This is a genomic window from Bacillus sp. PDNC022, from assembly GCF_016919285.1.
In the GTDB taxonomy this organism is placed as follows: domain Bacteria; phylum Bacillota; class Bacilli; order Bacillales; family Bacillaceae; genus Bacillus; species Bacillus safensis.
In genome coordinates this window covers 127,539-144,738 of the sequence record NZ_CP070345.1, presented here as the reverse complement: position 1 = coordinate 144,738, position 17,200 = coordinate 127,539, and the positions used below count along the sequence as shown (strand labels likewise).

At 40.4% G+C, this 17,200-nt stretch carries 16 protein-coding genes; 11 read left to right on the top strand and 5 right to left on the bottom strand.

Translation table 11 applies throughout. The annotated features are described in order from the left end of the window. Positions 1 to 8: 8 nt before the first annotated feature. A complete protein-coding gene (gene sppA, locus JVX94_RS00820; protein ID WP_095409271.1) occupies positions 9 to 1,010 on the bottom strand; it encodes a signal peptide peptidase SppA in 1,002 nt (333 codons plus the stop codon). A 446-nt stretch (positions 1,011 to 1,456) separates the two neighbouring features. Here sppA and JVX94_RS00815 point away from each other — a divergent pair, with 446 nt between their 5' ends. From JVX94_RS00815 to JVX94_RS00780, 8 genes are all read left to right on the top strand, one after another. Beyond that, positions 1,457 to 2,260 (top strand): NAD kinase, encoded by an 804-nt coding sequence (locus JVX94_RS00815; RefSeq protein WP_024424814.1) that lies wholly within the window; start codon positions 1,457 to 1,459, stop codon positions 2,258 to 2,260. A gap of 129 nt (positions 2,261 to 2,389) precedes the next feature. After that, a complete protein-coding gene (locus JVX94_RS00810; RefSeq protein ID WP_203128727.1) occupies positions 2,390 to 3,832 on the top strand; it encodes a DEAD/DEAH box helicase in 1,443 nt (480 codons plus the stop codon). A 189-nt stretch (positions 3,833 to 4,021) separates the two neighbouring features. Then, positions 4,022 to 5,077, top strand: a complete 1,056-nt coding sequence (gene desA / locus JVX94_RS00805; protein ID WP_095409273.1) for a Delta(5) desaturase DesA — start codon at positions 4,022 to 4,024, stop codon at positions 5,075 to 5,077. Positions 5,078 to 5,194: 117 nt separating this feature from the next. Further along, positions 5,195 to 6,331, top strand: a complete 1,137-nt coding sequence (locus JVX94_RS00800) for a sensor histidine kinase (RefSeq protein ID WP_095409274.1) — start codon at positions 5,195 to 5,197, stop codon at positions 6,329 to 6,331. Then, entirely contained in the window at positions 6,328 to 6,927 is a 600-nt protein-coding gene (locus JVX94_RS00795; RefSeq protein ID WP_041115006.1) for a response regulator transcription factor, read from the top strand. The genes JVX94_RS00800 and JVX94_RS00795 overlap by 4 nt, the downstream gene beginning before the upstream one ends. 198 nt (positions 6,928 to 7,125) lie before the next feature. Continuing rightward, positions 7,126 to 8,046, top strand: a complete 921-nt coding sequence (locus tag JVX94_RS00790; protein ID WP_205184277.1) for an iron-hydroxamate ABC transporter substrate-binding protein — start codon at positions 7,126 to 7,128, stop codon at positions 8,044 to 8,046. A gap of 109 nt (positions 8,047 to 8,155) precedes the next feature. Next, positions 8,156 to 8,845, top strand: coding sequence for a response regulator transcription factor (locus JVX94_RS00785; protein WP_205184275.1), 690 nt, complete (start codon positions 8,156 to 8,158; stop codon positions 8,843 to 8,845). Then, positions 8,845 to 9,849 (top strand): sensor histidine kinase, encoded by a 1,005-nt coding sequence (locus JVX94_RS00780; RefSeq protein WP_205184273.1) that lies wholly within the window; start codon positions 8,845 to 8,847, stop codon positions 9,847 to 9,849. The genes JVX94_RS00785 and JVX94_RS00780 overlap by 1 nt, the downstream gene beginning before the upstream one ends. Positions 9,850 to 9,910: 61 nt before the next feature. Here the strand turns inward: JVX94_RS00780 and JVX94_RS00775 are convergent, their stop codons facing one another. Continuing rightward, the gene (locus tag JVX94_RS00775; RefSeq protein ID WP_205184271.1) at positions 9,911 to 11,164 is read right to left on the bottom strand and encodes an FtsW/RodA/SpoVE family cell cycle protein; all 1,254 of its coding nucleotides are present in this window, start codon (positions 11,162 to 11,164) and stop codon (positions 9,911 to 9,913) included. Continuing rightward, on the bottom strand, positions 11,155 to 11,499 hold the full coding sequence (locus tag JVX94_RS00770) for a PadR family transcriptional regulator (RefSeq protein WP_095409279.1): 345 nt from the start codon (positions 11,497 to 11,499) through the stop codon (positions 11,155 to 11,157). The genes JVX94_RS00775 and JVX94_RS00770 overlap by 10 nt, the downstream gene beginning before the upstream one ends. Positions 11,500 to 11,828: 329 nt before the next feature. Here JVX94_RS00770 and JVX94_RS00765 point away from each other — a divergent pair, with 329 nt between their 5' ends. Both JVX94_RS00765 and JVX94_RS00760 read left to right on the top strand, forming a co-directional pair. Then, positions 11,829 to 12,590, top strand: coding sequence for an ABC transporter ATP-binding protein (locus tag JVX94_RS00765; RefSeq protein ID WP_012010889.1), 762 nt, complete (start codon positions 11,829 to 11,831; stop codon positions 12,588 to 12,590). Next, complete coding sequence (locus tag JVX94_RS00760) at positions 12,580 to 14,547, top strand: ABC transporter permease (RefSeq protein WP_205184269.1); 1,968 nt, start codon at positions 12,580 to 12,582, stop codon at positions 14,545 to 14,547. Before JVX94_RS00765 ends, JVX94_RS00760 begins: the two co-directional genes overlap by 11 nt. 39 nt (positions 14,548 to 14,586) lie before the next feature. Here the strand turns inward: JVX94_RS00760 and JVX94_RS00755 are convergent, their stop codons facing one another. Together JVX94_RS00755 and JVX94_RS00750 are read right to left on the bottom strand one after the other, a co-directional pair. Beyond that, positions 14,587 to 15,939 carry an amidohydrolase family protein gene (locus JVX94_RS00755; RefSeq protein ID WP_205184267.1) on the bottom strand — a complete coding sequence of 451 codons (1,353 nt, stop codon included), beginning with the start codon at positions 15,937 to 15,939 and terminating at the stop codon, positions 14,587 to 14,589. 102 nt (positions 15,940 to 16,041) lie between these two features. Then, the gene (locus JVX94_RS00750) at positions 16,042 to 16,629 is read right to left on the bottom strand and encodes an NAD(P)H-dependent oxidoreductase (RefSeq protein ID WP_205184264.1); all 588 of its coding nucleotides are present in this window, start codon (positions 16,627 to 16,629) and stop codon (positions 16,042 to 16,044) included. A gap of 116 nt (positions 16,630 to 16,745) precedes the next feature. Between JVX94_RS00750 and JVX94_RS00745 the strand changes: the two genes are divergently transcribed. Next, positions 16,746 to 17,177 carry a MarR family winged helix-turn-helix transcriptional regulator gene (locus tag JVX94_RS00745; protein ID WP_095409284.1) on the top strand — a complete coding sequence of 144 codons (432 nt, stop codon included), beginning with the start codon at positions 16,746 to 16,748 and terminating at the stop codon, positions 17,175 to 17,177. Positions 17,178 to 17,200 lie beyond the last annotated feature (23 nt).

Sequence of the window (17,200 nt, the reverse complement as noted above, 5' to 3'; positions counted from 1 at the left end):
TCCCTCCTTTATTTTGAATAGAGATACATCGGTTTAGACCCATTTGAGCCAGCCAGTGTTTCTTTTAAATTCAGAAAATCAATTTCGCTTTTAAAGAGCTTGCTTGCACTCATGTTGAAGAGAGAGTTCCAGCCAAAGCTTTGAGAATAGCTGATCACTGTTGCTCCTTTTAAGCCTTTTTCATTTTTCTTCATCGCTTTTAGTGCATCTTCATAATACCCAAGCTCATCGACTAATCCGTTCGATTTTGCCTGTGTTCCGTCATATACCCGGCCGTCAGCAATTTTCTTGACGTTCTGTTTTGACATGCCTCGTCCTTCAGAGATCACTTTGACAAATCCTTCATAAGAGTTATCGACCATGCTTTGCATGATGTTGCGCTCATCTTTTGTCATATCACGATTTGGAGACATGATGTCTTTGAATTTCCCGCTCTTAATCGTTTCATATTTAATGCCCAAATTATCTGCCAGCTTTGAATAATTCAAGCTTTGCATGATGACACCTAACGATCCTGTTAATGTTTCAGGTGAAGCAAAGATTTTCTTCGCTGGAGTTGACACGTAGTAACCGCCAGAAGCTGCCATTGAGCCCATAGATACGTAAATCGGCTTTTTCGCTTTTTTCACTTCTTCTAATTTTTTATGTATTTCAGCACTTTCATAGACACCGCCGCCAGGAGAGTTTACGCGCAGCAGTACACCTTTTACAGAAGCATCCTCTTTCGCTTTATCTAGTTCCTTGAGGAAGGCACGATGATCATAACCTTCTCCACCTAATAGGCTCGATGCGCCGCCATTATCTTGAATGGTTCCATTAATCTCAAGAACAGCAATCTTGCCTGCACCGCTGCCATTCTCTAGTACCTTCTCTTCTATTTCATCCCCAAATTGATAGCTCATTTTATTGTCATTGAAGCTATCGAACAAGGCCATCGTGACACTAATCACAATTGAAAATCCGAAAACACCAAGTGCAATAATTAACGCTACCCATCTTTTCGCATTCATCTTTTTCTCCTCCTTTTTGTCTCACTTCATTCATACGAATGCCCACATGAAATGTTTCACAGGAATTGTGGTTTTTTTACATTTCATGTAGGCATATGATAGCACCTCTCTTAAATAACGATCAACTTTACATCGTCTACTTAGACATACGCATGACGAAAAATTGGCTTTTTTATCCTCTCCCTGCACCTAATAGGCTAGATCTTCACCGCAACGAAACACCTAAACCATTCTTTCACGAGAAAACGGCTATTCAATTATGCTCAGGATCCAGCCATTTCAAATCACTCACATCGACTCATTTCTCAAAAAGCAAATTCGATCATGAGGCGTGTCTCTCTAATGTTTTTACTTTCATATGAAAAAAGTGTAAAATGTGAGCAAGGGTTTTCATGTAAGCCCTTTATTATTGGAAATTATTTTTGACAGCAAAGGGGAGAACGTCAATGACAGACAATCGTCGCAATGTATTTTTCTTTTACAAAAAAGATCATGAATTGGATGGACACATTTCTTCTCTCGAGAAGCTCGCTACCGACCAAGGCTTTCACGTCGTCAAGCGTGCAGAGGATGCCCACATTATTGCTTCAATTGGCGGGGATGGCACATTTCTTCAAGCAGTCCGCAAAACGAACTTTCGGGATGACTGCTTGTATGTAGGGGTATCAAAATCAGAAAATACGCACCTATACTGCGATTTCTCGTTAGAGCATTTTGATAAAATGATTGATGCCATGAACACTGAACAGCTTGAAGTGAGAAAATATCCGATCATCGATGTAAGCGTTGACAGCACAAACCAGTTCCATTGTTTAAATGAACTGTCGATCCGCTCCAGCATTATTAAAACATTTGTGATCGATGTGTATATAGATGATTTCCACTTTGAAACTTTTAGAGGCGACGGCATGATTATTTCCACTCCGACTGGCTCAACGGCCTACAATAAATCCGTGAGCGGCGCCGTGGTTGATCCAATGCTTCCTTGTATGCAAGTCACTGAGCTTGCATCGCTGAATAATAACTCGTACCGTACATTAGGCGCTCCTTTCATCTTAAGCAGTGACCGCAAGCTGACGCTTAAGGTAGTGCAGGATGGAAACGATCATCCAATTATCGGGCTTGATAACGAAGCGCTCGGCACAAAACACGTCAAACAAATTGACATTGGCCTTTCAGGAAAAGTGATTAAGACGGTCAAATTAAAAGACAACTCTTATTGGGAAAAAGTAAAACGCAGATTCCTTTAATCTGTCAGATTGTTGAGAATTTATCGTGCGCTGAAAGCTCCTTTATGGGGCTTTTTTTTATGTCTTTTCATTCACGGTCATGGTTATGGTATGATGTCACAAGTATGAATGTACGAAAAGGAGAACACGATGACATTACAACATTTTGATCAATATCCACTAAGTGATGAATTGAAACAAGCGCTTGAAGCGCTTCACTTCCATACACCAACACCTGTTCAGCACGAGACATTATCCGTTGCTTTTTCAAAGCAGGATTTAATCGTCAAATCTCAGACTGGGAGCGGCAAGACTGCAGCCTATGGTCTGCCGATTTGTGAAATGGTTGATTGGGCTGAAAATAAACCTCAAGCCCTCATCCTCGTTCCAACACGAGAGCTCGCCATGCAGGTCAAACAAGACCTCACAAGCCTCGGGCGATTCAAACGAATCAAAGCCGCAGCCATTTATGGAAAAGCCTCTTTTCAAGCCCAGAAAGTAGAGCTTTCACAGAAAAACCATATTGTGTGCGGGACACCAGGCCGCATTTTGGATCACCTTGAGAAAGGTACCCTTTCTTTAGAAAATCTCAAATTTTTCGTGTTAGATGAAGCAGATGAAATGCTGAACATGGGATTTATCGATCAAGTCTCTTCTATTATTCAGTATCTGCCGCCAAAGCGCATGTCGATGCTGTTTTCAGCGACAATGTCTGATGACATGAAGAAATTGAGCAAACAGTTTTTACAATCACCCAAAGTCATTGAGATCGCACGTGAAGAAACGTCTGTACAGCAAATCACCCACACCGTGATTGAAACAGAAGAAGAATCGAAATTCTCCCTTCTTCAGCGTACGATCGTCATTGAAAATCCAGATAGCTGCATTATTTTCTGTAATACACAAGACCGGGTGAATGAACTCACGATGAAGCTGGACGAATGGGATGTGCCCTGTGACAAAATTCATGGAGGCATGAGACAGGAAGACCGTTTTGATGTGATGGATGAATTTAAAAAAGGTGAATTCCGTTATCTGATCGCAACAGATATAGCAGCCCGCGGAATTGATGTCAGTGATATGACACATGTGATTCATTATGATCTTCCTTATGAAAAAGAGCGCTATATTCACCGAACTGGTAGAACAGGCAGAGCCGGAAAAAGCGGAAAAACAATTGCGTTTATGACAAAGAATGCAAAGCCGCTTATTGATGAATTAAAGCAGGATGCCGGCATAGATTTTCAAACTCAGCCTTATCCAACGAAAGAAGAAGCAGAGACGCATGTAGAAAGCTTTGAAGAAAAGATTGAAACGCCGATTCAAAAGGAAAATAAACAGGCAGGCGTTGAAAAGGATATTATGAAGCTTTATTTTAACGGCGGGAAGAAAAAGAAGCTGAGGGCTGTTGATTTCGTTGGGACCATTGCCAAAATAGAAGGCGTTGCCTTCGATGACATTGGGATTATTACGATTCAAGACACGAAAACATATGTAGATATTTTAAACGGCAAAGGCCCTCTTGTGCTGAATGCCATGCGTCACACAACCATTAAAGGCAAGCAGCTAAAAGTACATGAAGCACGTTCTTAAAAAGTGAAGGCCCAGCGCCTTTACTTTTTTATTTATGATGTAATAAGCGCACAAACCTTGATCCCATCAGCCTTTCCTGCGTCCAACATGACAAATGTCATATTGAATACATGATGGGTGCTACTATGAGCATGACACCTTTCCTTCTATACTTTGAAGTAGAAAGAAACGGAAAGGACTTGAACGTTCATGACGACTTCAACAAACACACAGCAGCAAGCCACTTTAAGAAAACAAGTAGGTCAATTCTCTGGTGCTGATTCGAAAAAAAGTATCATTCAACTCTTTAATACATTCATTCCATTTTTAGGGCTTTGGTTTCTTGCCTATTATAGCCTGAATATCTCCTACCTTTTAACCCTCTTCTTTGCGGTTATTGCAGCTGGGTTTTTAGTACGTGTCTTTATTATTTTTCACGACTGCTGCCATCAATCCTTTTTTAAACAGAAGCCGCTAAATCACCTGTTCGGTTTTTTAACGGGCGTACTCACCCTTTTCCCTTATCTTCAATGGCAACGAGATCATTCAATTCACCATGCCACAAGCAGTAATTTAGATAAACGAGGTACTGGCGACATTTGGCTCCTAACAGTCAAAGAATATCAAGAAGCATCAGCATGGACGAAATTTCGCTACAGATTTTATCGTAACCCTTTTGTGATGTTTATTTTGGGACCGATCTTTGTCTTTCTCTTAAAAAACCGTTTCAACGTCAAAAATGCTCGTAAAAAAGAGCGTTGGAACACGTATTTCACAAACGTGAGCATCATTGTGTTAGCAGCCGCAACATGTCTTCTTTTTGGCTGGCAGGAATTCCTGCTTGTTCAAGGTCCGATCTTCCTGATCTCAGGATCTATCGGCGTATGGTTGTTTTATGTACAGCATACGTTTGAGGACTCTTACTTTGAAGCAGATGAACATTGGAACTATGTGCAGGCAGCTGTAGAAGGCAGTTCTTTTTACAAATTGCCAAAACTACTTCAGTGGTTAACAGGCAATATCGGTTATCACCATGTCCATCATTTAAGTCCGAGGGTACCGAATTATCATTTGGAGCATGCACATGATCATAGTGAGCCGCTTCAAAATGTTCCAACCATCACTTTAAAAACAAGTATCGAGTCAATGAAATTTAGACTTTGGGATGAAGAAACGAAAGCATTCGTTACCTTTAAAGAAGCACGGCAATCTAAGAAGATACCGGCACCTGTCATTAAAGGAGACATTCTAAAGAAAAATGCATAATTGGTGCAAGCTCTTTCTTACACTAGAAGGAGCTTGTTGTCATTTACAGGATGCAACCATAAGTTGAATTTGATAAAGTAAAGAAAAAGAACGAAAACGAAAAAAGGTGGCACACGGATGAAAAAACAGTTTAAAATTCAAAAATTGCATGGGATTTCTCCCTATATATGGGCCATTTTTTTCATCCTGCCCTTCTATTTTATCCTTAAGACACCTTCGACTTTAGGTATTGTGATCGGCATTATTTTGAACGTCGTCTTTTTCGCTGTGTATCGTTTTGCCTTTGTCGCAAAAGGCTGGTCATTATATGTCTTTGGCCTTTTATTGATCGGTATTTCAACTGGTTATGTGATGCTCTACAGCTATATTTATTTCGCTTTTTGCATCGCCTATTTTAACGGACATATTAAACGAAAAGTCCCCTTTTATATCTTGTACTATATCCATCTGGCGAGTGCCGCCGTGGCAGTGAACTTTAGTTTGATCTTAAAAAAGGGCTGGTTTCTCACACAAATTCCTTTTGTGGTGATCACCCTGATTAGTGCCATTCTTCTTCCTCTCAGCGTTCGGAGCAGGAAGGAACGTGAACGGCTTGAGGAGAAATTAGAATATGCCAATGAACGGATTGCTGATCTTGTGAAGCTTGAAGAAAGACAGCGCATTGCACGCGACCTGCATGACACCCTTGGACAAAAGCTTTCTTTGATCGGTTTAAAAAGTGATCTTGCCCGTAAACTCGTGTATAAAGACCCTGAACAGGCTCGTGCCGAACTCAAAAGCGTCCAGCAAACCGCCAGAACGTCTCTCAATGAAGTGCGGAAGATTGTTTCCTCCATGAAAGGCATCCGAATTAAAGATGAAATGTCGAACATCGAGCAAATTCTCGAAGCAGCCGGAATTGAGTTGATCTATGATGAAAAGGAAGCACCGAAACACATCTCACTTCTGAACGAAAACATAGTGAGCATGTGCATCAAAGAGGCAGTGACAAATGTCGTCAAACATAGTGATGCGACTGTTTGTAAAATCACCATTCACCAAAAATCAAAGGAAGCCATCGTCACCGTTGAGGATGACGGAACATTTAAAGGCGACTATCCATCCTCTCAAACGAAGGGTCACGGCCTTTTAGGAATAAGAGAAAGATTAGAATTTGCAAATGGCCGCCTGCGCATTGAAACAAAAGACGGGACAAAGCTCATTATGAGCATTCCAAATGATTCAGCAGCAAAAGAAAAGGAGGGGATGAAATGATCAACATCTTTATCGCAGAAGATCAGCAAATGCTGCTTGGTGCACTCGGTTCACTTCTCGATTTAGAAGACGATATGACGGTTGTTGGGAAAGGTACGAATGGCCAAGATGCCATCGATTTTGCCAAAACACACCCTGTTGATATTTGCTTAATGGATATTGAAATGCCGGGAAAAACCGGACTTGATGCAGCGGAAGAGCTTAAAGGATCAGATGTGAAAATCATCATTTTAACGACCTTTGCCCGCTCTGGTTATTTCCAAAGAGCGCTAAAAGCTGGCGTCAGCGGCTACATGCTGAAAGACAGCCCAAGCGAGGAGCTGGCAAGTGCCATTCGCAGTGTGATGAAAGGGAAAAAGGTGTACGCACCTGAATTGATGGAAGACTTATATAGTGACGAAAACCCTTTAACGGAGCGAGAGAAATCGGTTCTTGAACTTGTCGCAGACGGTAAAAACACAAAAGAAATTGCAAAAGAACTGAGCATTAAAAGCGGCACTGTCCGGAACTACATTTCCATTATTTTAGATAAGCTAGAAGTGAAAAACCGCATCGAAGCCATTACACGATCAAAAGAAAAAGGCTGGTTTAAATAAGAAAAAAGATCAGGACACATGCTGCCTTGATCTTTTTTTTATCGAAAATTCCCCCTTTATTTTTTATCACCAGCTATCAAAATGTCATTGACAACAGACCACAGTCCTATGATATGATATCCAAGTGATAATAATTATCATTATCACTAATACAACCAAATATACGGCTATGTGCCGATTTCAAAGGAGTCTACATTCATGAAGAAAATATTGTTCCCTCTGATGCTCATCTTTGTACTTGCATTGAGCGCATGTGGCAATAGCAGCAGCTCTTCCTCAAATAAAGGAAATCAATCAACATCATCAGACAAAATTACATATCAATCTGAAAATGGGCCTGTGAAGCTTCCAGCACATCCAAAACGTGTTGTTGTTCTTGGTTCTTACACAGGTAATGTCATGTCACTTGGTGTGAACCTCGTCGGCGTTGACTCTTGGTCCAAAAAGAACCCTCGCTTCCAAAAGGAATTAAAAAATGTGGAAGAAGTATCGGATGCCAATGTAGAGAAAATCATGAAGCTAAAGCCTGATGTCATCATTGGCTTAAGTAATACTAAAAATGTAGAAAAGCTCAAAAAAATCGCACCAACCGTTTTGTTTACGTATAACAAAGTGGATTACCTTCAGCAGCAAATTGAAATCGGTAAAGTATTAAACAAAGAAAAAGAAGCAACAGCTTGGGTAAAAGATTTTAAAAAACGCTCAGCTGAAGCGGGAAAAGAAATCAAAGCAAAAATCGGTAAAGATGCAACAGTTTCTGTCTTTGAAAGTGGCACAAAAGACCTTTACGTCTTTGGAGATGCATGGGGCCGCGGAACAGAAATTCTCTATCAAGCAATGAAACTGAAAATGCCTGAGAAAGTGAAAGAAAAAGCATTAAAAGCCGGCTACTATGCGGTTTCACAGGAAGTCATCCCTGAGTTTGCTGGAGACTATATGATCATTAGTAAAAATAGCGAAATGGACAATTCCTATCAAAACAGTGAAATTTACAAGTCCATCCCAGCTGTCAAAAAACATCGTGTGTATGAAGCCAATGCAGAGGAATTCTATTTTAATGACCCACTCACACTTGAATTCCAACTATCATTCTTTAAAAAGCACTTTTTAGGTAAATAAGCTGAAGCAAGGGACCTCTTCCCTTGCTTTTTTCTTGTCTGCTTCTAGCGGCAGAGCCTTTTTTCCGCTACAATGACAACAAGCGAATACAAAAAGTGTGGTGCTGATTTTGTTTAAGATTCTACTGATTGAAGATGATACAACCCTCTTCCAAGAAATCAAAGAACGTCTAGTCAACTGGTCCTATGATGTCTATGGGATTCAAGATTTTCATCAGGTGCTGCAGGAATTCACGTCTGTCCAGCCTGATCTCGTCATTATTGATATTCAGCTGCCAAAATACGATGGCTTTCACTGGTGCCGGATGATTCGGCATCATTCAAATGTTCCAATCATCTTCCTTTCCTCAAGAGACCACCCTGCTGATATGGTCATGTCGATGCAGCTCGGTGCTGATGATTTCGTGCAAAAGCCCTTCCATTTTGACGTGCTCATTGCCAAAATTAGTGCTGTTCTTCGCCGCGTGCATAATTATAATGCAGAACCGGCCAGCCTAAAAATGTGGTGCGGCGCTGCGATTGACCTAGAAAAAAACACCGTAACAAATGATCACGGTGAGGTTGAATTAACGAAAAATGAGTTATTTATTCTCAAGGAATTGATTCAGCATAAAAATCATATCGTCAGCCGGGAATCACTCATTCAAGCATTGTGGGAGGATGAACGATTTGTCAGTGACAATACACTGACTGTAAACGTCAACCGGCTCAGAAAAAAACTAGACGAGATCTCCCTTGGCGCCTTCATTGAGACAAAAGTGGGTCAAGGCTATCTTGCAAAGGAAAAGGATGATCAATGATGCTGCAGGCATTTCTAAAAGAACGAAGAAGCTGGATTCTTTTCTTTCTTAGTTTGCAGCTCCTCATTCTATTTGTTGCTTATTTGGATACGACCATTCCCATCGCTTCTCTTTTTTATATTGTGCTATTGTCTACGTTTCTCATGATTGTCTTTCTCTTTTTTCGATACCGAAAAGAAACAGCTTATTATGAGAGGTTGAAAGAATGGGATGATGACATTGAACATCAAATGCGGCTAGCCCCCACTTCCCCATTTGAGCACCTTATCCATGATGCGACGTCAGAGCAAATTGCACGCTACCGGCGGATGGCAGCAGATCAGAAAATCGCTCTTGAAGAAGAAAAAGATGAATTACTTTCTTGGATACATGAGGTCAAAACACCGCTGACAGCGATGCGCTTAATGATTGACCGCTTAACAGATCAGCCGCTGAAATCAAATATGACGTATGAGTGGCTCAGAATCCATTTATTACTCGATGCCCAGCTGCACCAAAGCAGAGTACGTCATATCGAAAATGATTTATTCATTGAAAAGCTGGACCTGCAAAGCATCATAACAAAAGAAATCAAAGCGCTCCAATCATGGTGTATGCAAAAAGGAATCGGCTTTGAGCTGACGCTGGAGGAACGCACCGTATTAAGTGATATAAAATGGTTATCCTTTATGATCAGACAGGTACTCACAAATGCAGTCAAATACAGCCATTCTTCCGATATTGTCATTGAAAGCAAGCAAATAAATGACCAAGTCATGCTGACGATCACAGATCAAGGCAGAGGAATTGATCCAAGAGACATCTCTCGTATTTTTGAAAAAGGCTTTACCTCAACTAAACATCACAATGACACCGCCTCAACAGGAATGGGGCTCTATTTAACGAAAAAAGGAGCAGACGCTCTTCATATCACGATCGAGGTCAACTCCACGATAGATCAAGGTACAACCTTCACCTTCATCTTTCCGAAAAAGAATGATTTTGTTCATATTGCGAGCATGTGAAAAGCAATCACAATCTCTTCGCGGCTGTCAAAACTTGCGCGAAGAGATTGTGGTGGCTTACTTAGGAAATACTCCCCGCTTCTCTGCGAAAAACATCTCCCATCTTTCTCCGTCTATAAATACTTAAGATCAGCCCAACAGCCATCATTTCTAGAAGAATATGTGAACCTCCATAGCTCATGAAAGGCATAGACACTCCAGGTAAAGGCAGAAAGCCAAAGTTTGTGAAGATGCTTAAGAGACATTTTGCTGCAAAAACAGCGGCTAAACCTGTCATGACCATTTTGCCATAAGCCATTTTCACTCGTTTTGCTGTATGAAATACTCTGTGAATAAAAATGACAAACAACAGAATCGCAATGAGCCCTGCCAACCAGCCAAATGAATAAATGATATATGTAAACATCCAATCCGTGTGAACTTCAGACATAGCATAAGGTGTGATCTGAAGCCCGTTTGAGCTGAATTCATGAATTCTATAAAAGAAAGGGTGCCCATCTGCTTGAAAAAGAGAAAATAATTCAACCATCACATATAAAATGCCTGCTGCTGTCAGCATAATGATTTGCCATAAACTTGCGCTAGACACATACATCACGGTTAAGCACATGACCAGACAGATAACAGTCGCAGGAAGAAAACCAATCGTACTGATTAAAATAATCGGTAAAGCCATAACCCCTACTCCAAACCAAGCTTTGTACGCATTCTCCCAATTCCATTTGTGAAAGATACCTGCTAAAGAAATGGCTAGAAGAAAAGGAATAATCTCAGTCAAATTTATTGATACATCACGTATTCTTAAAAAAAGAATACCGTTCACTCTTTCCCCGAACATCATCGAAAAAATCAGCGTTCCGACTGTCCCAATGTATAAATGCCAAGAGTATTTCAATAAGCGCCGATAATCGAATGAAAACAAACCAAACATAAGCACTAAACCCACTAAATAAAAGACAAGGCTTTTATAAAAAATGTTCGTGTTTTGAAGATTTGTAAAATCTGAATGAAACTGCAAAAAGTACATCACAAACAGCCCGCAAAAACAAGTGGCTAACACTAGAAGAATTGTTTTAAAATCGATTTGGGTTTTATGTGTTTCATGGAGCTGCATTCCGAGAATTTCCGCATCACCAATTTGGTTCAACGCTTGATCTACCGCCTCTTTTTCAGGCACCCCAGCATTCATCGCTTCCTCTTTTAGTGTGTATAGATGATCCATCAGTTCAAGCTTTACACTCGAATGAACATCTTTATTTTTAATTTGTTTACATACACTTTTGACATACTTCTCGAACTTTTTATCTAATCCCATGCGATTTTCTCTCCGTTCAATACGCCATCGACTGCATGTTTGAAAACGTTCCATTCTTCTTTCTTTTCCTGTATCAGTGCTTTCCCTTGCTCATTGATTTTGTAATACTTTCTTTTCCGGTTGCCATTCCCTTCGCCCCAGTAAGAAATAATAAATTCTTTCCCCTCTAAATTGTGCAATATAGGATAGATTGTTCCTTCTTTAAAGCTGAAAATCCCTTCCGACTTCGCCTCCAATTCTTTAATCATTTCATATCCATACATCGGTCTTTCATTTAATAAGCTTAATATAAGGGTAGCTGTACTTCCCTTTAGAAGCTCTTTACTCACTTTCATTCTTAGTTACCTCCAATACATAGATTTACTATGCATACATTTAATATGCATATCATACATGAATAAAATAACCATGTAAAGCTTCAAAACGCCACCATGACATGAAAAATCATAGAAGATTGATACATAAGAGTGAAAAACCAGATAAAATAAATAGGTAAAGAAAACTCACCTTACATAAGAAACGGGTTTACATAAAATTTGTTTAAAAAACAAGCATGTGACAACAATGTCACATGCTCGTCTGTTTTGTTCGCCAAATCGAAGGACGTCTGGCAGGCTTCTTTTTATACTAGAGATATCAATTAAAAGAAAAAGGGGTTCAGCAAATGAACATTTTAGAAGCTCGCAAAATTTATAAAAGCTATGGAAATAAATTCAACAAACAAGAGGTGCTGAGCGGTATTGATTTAACCATTGAAGCCGGGGAATTTGTCAGTATCATGGGGCCATCAGGCTCGGGGAAAACAACCCTTCTGAACGTATTGTCGTCTATCGATCATGTGTCCAGCGGATCCATTCGTATTGCAGATGCTGAGATGACGCAAATGAAGGATCAGCAGCTTGCTGAATTTAGAAAAAAGCAGCTTGGCTTTGTTTTTCAGGATTATAACTTACTTGATACACTCACGGTCAAAGAGAACATCCTCTTACCATTATCTATCTCCAAAACGCCGAAGAAAGAAGCTTTCGAACGTTTTCAACAGCTTGCGGAGGACATGGGCATTTATGAACTAAGAGACAAATATCCGAATGAGCTCTCTGGTGGACAAAAACAGCGGACATCTGCGGTTCGTGCCTTCATTCATGAACCGAGTCTTATTTTCGCGGATGAACCTACCGGAGCGCTTGATTCCAAATCTGCCTCTGATTTACTCAATAAACTGCAAGATTTCAATCGCAAACGAAAAGCGACCATTGTCATGGTGACACATGATCCTGTCGCAGCCAGCTATTCAAGACGCGTCATTTTTATCAAGGATGGACAGATTTATACACAGTTGAATAAAGGTGCTTTAGAGAGAAAGATGTTTTTCGAGGATATTATGAAAACGCAAGGTGTTTTAGGTGGTGTGAAGCATGAACATTAATCAGCTCATCTTCCGTAACTTGAAGAAAAATTTGAAGAATTACTATTTATATGTGTTTGCTCTCGTGTTTAGTGTGGCGCTCTATTTTTCTTTTGTCACCTTGCAGTACTCACCTGCACTTGATGATGTAAAAGGCTCCATTAAAGGCGGCGCTTCAATTAAAGCCGCTTCAGTTCTGCTCATTGCTATCGTCGGTATTTTCCTGCTATATGCGAATAGCATTTTTATTAAGCGCAGAGGAAAAGAAATAGGTCTCTTACAGCTCATTGGTATGACGAAACAAAAAATTGCCAGACTGCTCAATGCAGAAAACTTTATCCTATACGTGACCGCCATGGTTATCGGCATCATTGCCGGCTTTATCGGTTCAAAGCTGATGCTGATGGTGTTATTTAAAGTGACCGGTGTTAACGCCATCGCCAATCTGCATTTTTCAGGCATGGCTCTTTTGCAGACACTCATCGTCTTTTTCATCATCTATGGATTGATTATGTTAAGAAATAGATGGTTTATTAATAGACAGACGATTTTATCTTTGTTTAGAACCACATCTTCGACAGAACAGCGTGTGAAAAAAATCTCTGTGTTTGAAATCATCATTGGGGTTTTCGGTATTGTCTTGATCAGCTCAGGCTATTATATTTCTTCTAAGCTTTTTACCGGCTCATATACGTCCATGCTTGAGTTACTTTTAGCCATGATTTATATTCTAGCCTCTGTCATCATCGGTACCTTTCTTTTTTACAAAGGCTCTGTTTCTTTCATTGCCAATATCGTACGTAAAAGAAAAAATGGCTATCTCGCCATTCATGAAGTGTTATCTTTGTCATCCATTATGTTCCGGCTAAAATCAAATGCACTGCTTTTAACGATTATTACAACCGTATCTGCACTTGCCATCGGTTTGCTGGCTCTTAGCTACATTTCCTATTACTCAGCAGAAAAAACCGCTGAACAACAGATCCCATCACATTTCGTCATGGGCTCAGAGAAAGAAGCCAACACCTTCACTCGTGCACTTTCTGACAAACAAATTGCGTATGATCTAAAGCAGGTCAAAGTGATTCGAGCAAAATTTGATGCAAAAAAACTCATGGATATGGATGCAGAGTTAAAAAATATGAATAATGAACCAGGCATATTGACACTGCCTGTAATTAGTGAGAAAAACGCACCAAATATCCATGTGGAGAACAACGAAGTGATTTTAAGCGGCTACAGTGATATGTTAAAGAAATTCATGCCGATTAAAAGCTCAGGCGATGTGAAGCTTCTCATCAAGAAACCGCTCGATTTGAAAGTTTTGGATTTGAAAAAAGATTATCTCATTTCTAACAACTTCACTTTTGGGGGTCTGCCTGTTGCCGTCGTGAGTCAAGATGTTTTTGAGCAGCTTGATCAACAGAAGGATCCTAAGCTACAGCTCGACCAACAAAAAGGTCTGCAGCTTGATAAAAGCCAATATATAGCAGTCAACATAAAAGATAATAAAAATCTTGAACAAGCAAATAGTGTGTTTACCTCTTTAAAACTAGGTGACAACAGCATGTCTCAATTGGCTTCAGCTCAACAGCAAAAGCAAACAATAGGACTGATGATGTTTGTCGTCGGATTTTTAGGTCTCAGCTTCCTTGTCACATCAGGCTGTATTTTATACTTTAAACAAATGAATGAAAGTGAAGAGGAACAAAGCTCTTACACGATCTTACGAAAACTTGGTTTTACAGAGAAAGATCTGTTAAAAGGTATTCGGCTTAAACAGCTATTTAACTTTGGGATTCCGCTCATTGTCGGGTTGCTGCACAGCTACTTTGCAGTACAGTCAGGCTGGTTTTTCTTCGGTGGTGAACTGTGGACACCAATGCTCATCGTCATGTCGATTTATACGGTGTTATATTCTATTTTCGGATTCCTATCTGTCCAATATTATAAAATGGTCATTAAAGAATCCTTGTAATCTCATCCCCATAGGCAGCTACCTATGGGGATTATTTGTTTATGATGGCGTTGATTCAAACTTGTGCGATAGAATATGATCTCTTGCCGCATAAGCTTTTCGTTTGACCTCTTCTAGGTTCACACCGACAAGCTTTCCGTTTTGTTTCACTGCTTTTCCAGCAACGTAAACAGAATCAACATTTGAAGGATGTGCCGTTTGGACAACCGCTCCAGCTGGATCTGACATCGGAAGAAGATTCATGCTTGTCCGATCGATCAGAATGAAATCAGCTTCTTTCCCAGGTGTAAGTGACCCAATTTTATGATCAAGCTGTAATGCACGTGCACCATTGATCGTCGCAGCCTCAAGCATTTGATAAGCAGACAGCCCAAGTTCAGGCCCCGGCATGATCCCATCCATTAACAACGATTGATTTTGGATCGCGCGCTCTGCTTGAAGCCCGAATTTCATTTGGGCAAACAAATCTCCCCCTGTCGCAGTCACTACATCTACACCGAGCGTTGGAAGAACACCTTGTTCAATTGCCAGTCCTGTGACAGGATAACCGTGACCCATCATCATTTCAATTTCAGGTGTAATGGATATGGAGCTTCCGCTGTCTGCCAGCATCTTCATTTGATCCGCATCGATGGCATTGATATGCACCATATTCAAATCCGGCCCGAGTAACCGTGCTTTGTGAAGCCGCTCAATCGATCGATCCTCCGCTCCCCAATTCCCAAAGCCAATGTGCATACTGCATAGAGTATCTAAAGACCGGGCTGTTTCAATTTCAAATACCGACGTCTCCCATGAAGAAAACTCTGGACCACGAATCGCAAGTCCCATTGTTAAAAGCTGATCTGATGATTGAAAATGCGCTTTTTTCACACGTGCTGCGTCCTCCATATTGGTGAGCGTACTTTCCCTATCCCAATATTCAGCATCTCCAGAGGAACCAAAAGCAAAAACAGCTCGTATGCCCGCATCTTTTAATCCTCCAATGAGCTCTTCTGTATGATCCATTGAATTGATCATCGTCCAGTCTAAAAACGTGGTCACACCTGCATCTAAAGCCTCTAATGCCCCTAAATAATTGGCAATTCGATCGTCGGATGGGCGTCTCATCGCTCCATAGTTGCCATAATAGATTTTGCTCAAATATGTCTGCAAAGACCAATCTGTCCCTATGCCCCGGATGACAGACTGCCACACATGCCGATGTGTATCTACAAGACCTGGCATGATGACCATATCAGATGCATCAACGATGTCAGCATCACTTACTTCAATTGAAGGTCCTACTTCTAAAATGTATTTCCCTTCAATTAATAAATCTCCCCTTTCAAGAAAACCTACAGATGGATCCAGTGTTAAGAGAGCTGCATCTTTAAACAATGTTTTCTTCATCCATATCCCCCTTTTCAAATGACGAGGATGAGTCCCTCGCCTCAATGTCATTTTAAAACAGAACAGGATCAAATTAGAAGAAAAGTGACTTATCAAAATATATTAAGAGCTGAAGTTTCTGAAATAGTTGTATGTGCGCTTTAATTTGATGTCATGCTTCCCTTTTGGACTTTCCATCATCCCAAACTCAAAGAACTTCACAGGTTTGATACCGACATATTGTAAGAGAGCTCGTTTCATTAACATCTTGTGCGCATTTTGTAAAAAGAACAAAGGGTAGTTTGTTGGTCCTTGCATTGTTGATACACAAACGGCGCTTTTCCCTTTTAATAATCCTTCTGGCAGCAGACCGCCTGTTTGGCGATAGGCGAAATTCGCAGCAAACATGCGGTCAATAAAGCCAAGGAGCATAGCTGGCGGCCGCCCCCACCAAATGGGATAAACGAACACGATCTTGTCCGCCCACTTGATCTTATCCTGATACACCTGAATATCAGGGTCCTTATGCATATCACGTCTTTTTTTCTCTTCATTAAAAACAAGCACAGGATTAAATTTGTCTTGATATAAATCGATGATTTTCACTTCTTGAACGATTGGATTTTCTTCGCTGCCTCTAACAATTTCTTTAAAAAAAGCACCATTTAAACTATTGTGATGAGGGTGAGTATAAATAATGAGTACATTCATCTTTTTCTCCTTTAGTTATCATTCGATAATAAAAGGATATACCTCAATCGATTAGTTGTCAAATGATAATTGTTTTTCGATAATAAATTTGATATGTTACATAGGAGGTGATCATCATGCAACATCCACATTTCTTCAAGGAATTCGTCGCATTTGCGTCTACTTTTTCAGAGTTAAAACATGACTTGATGAGCAAAGTCAAACCACCAGAATTAACACCCTTACAATATTTGATTTTAGAGCAGCTAGCGGTCAGCGAACCGCTTACCCCTAGTGAAATCGCAGACTGCCAGCATATGTCTCTTCCAAATGTCAGCAGAGAACTGAAAAAACTGCACGAAAAACAATTCATTGATAGAGAAGAAGACTGTAATGACAAACGAAAGCATGTCATTATGCTATCTGGCAAAGGCCGTGCCTGTATGAACGAAGCCTTCCAGCATATCGAAAGGATGCTAATAGACAGCCTATCTCCCTCAGACATAGAACAAATCGATGATATCGTACAAGCTCTCCGTCTATTAAATCAAACGATCTTCAAAAAATGACCCAATCCTGCATGAGCGCTGCG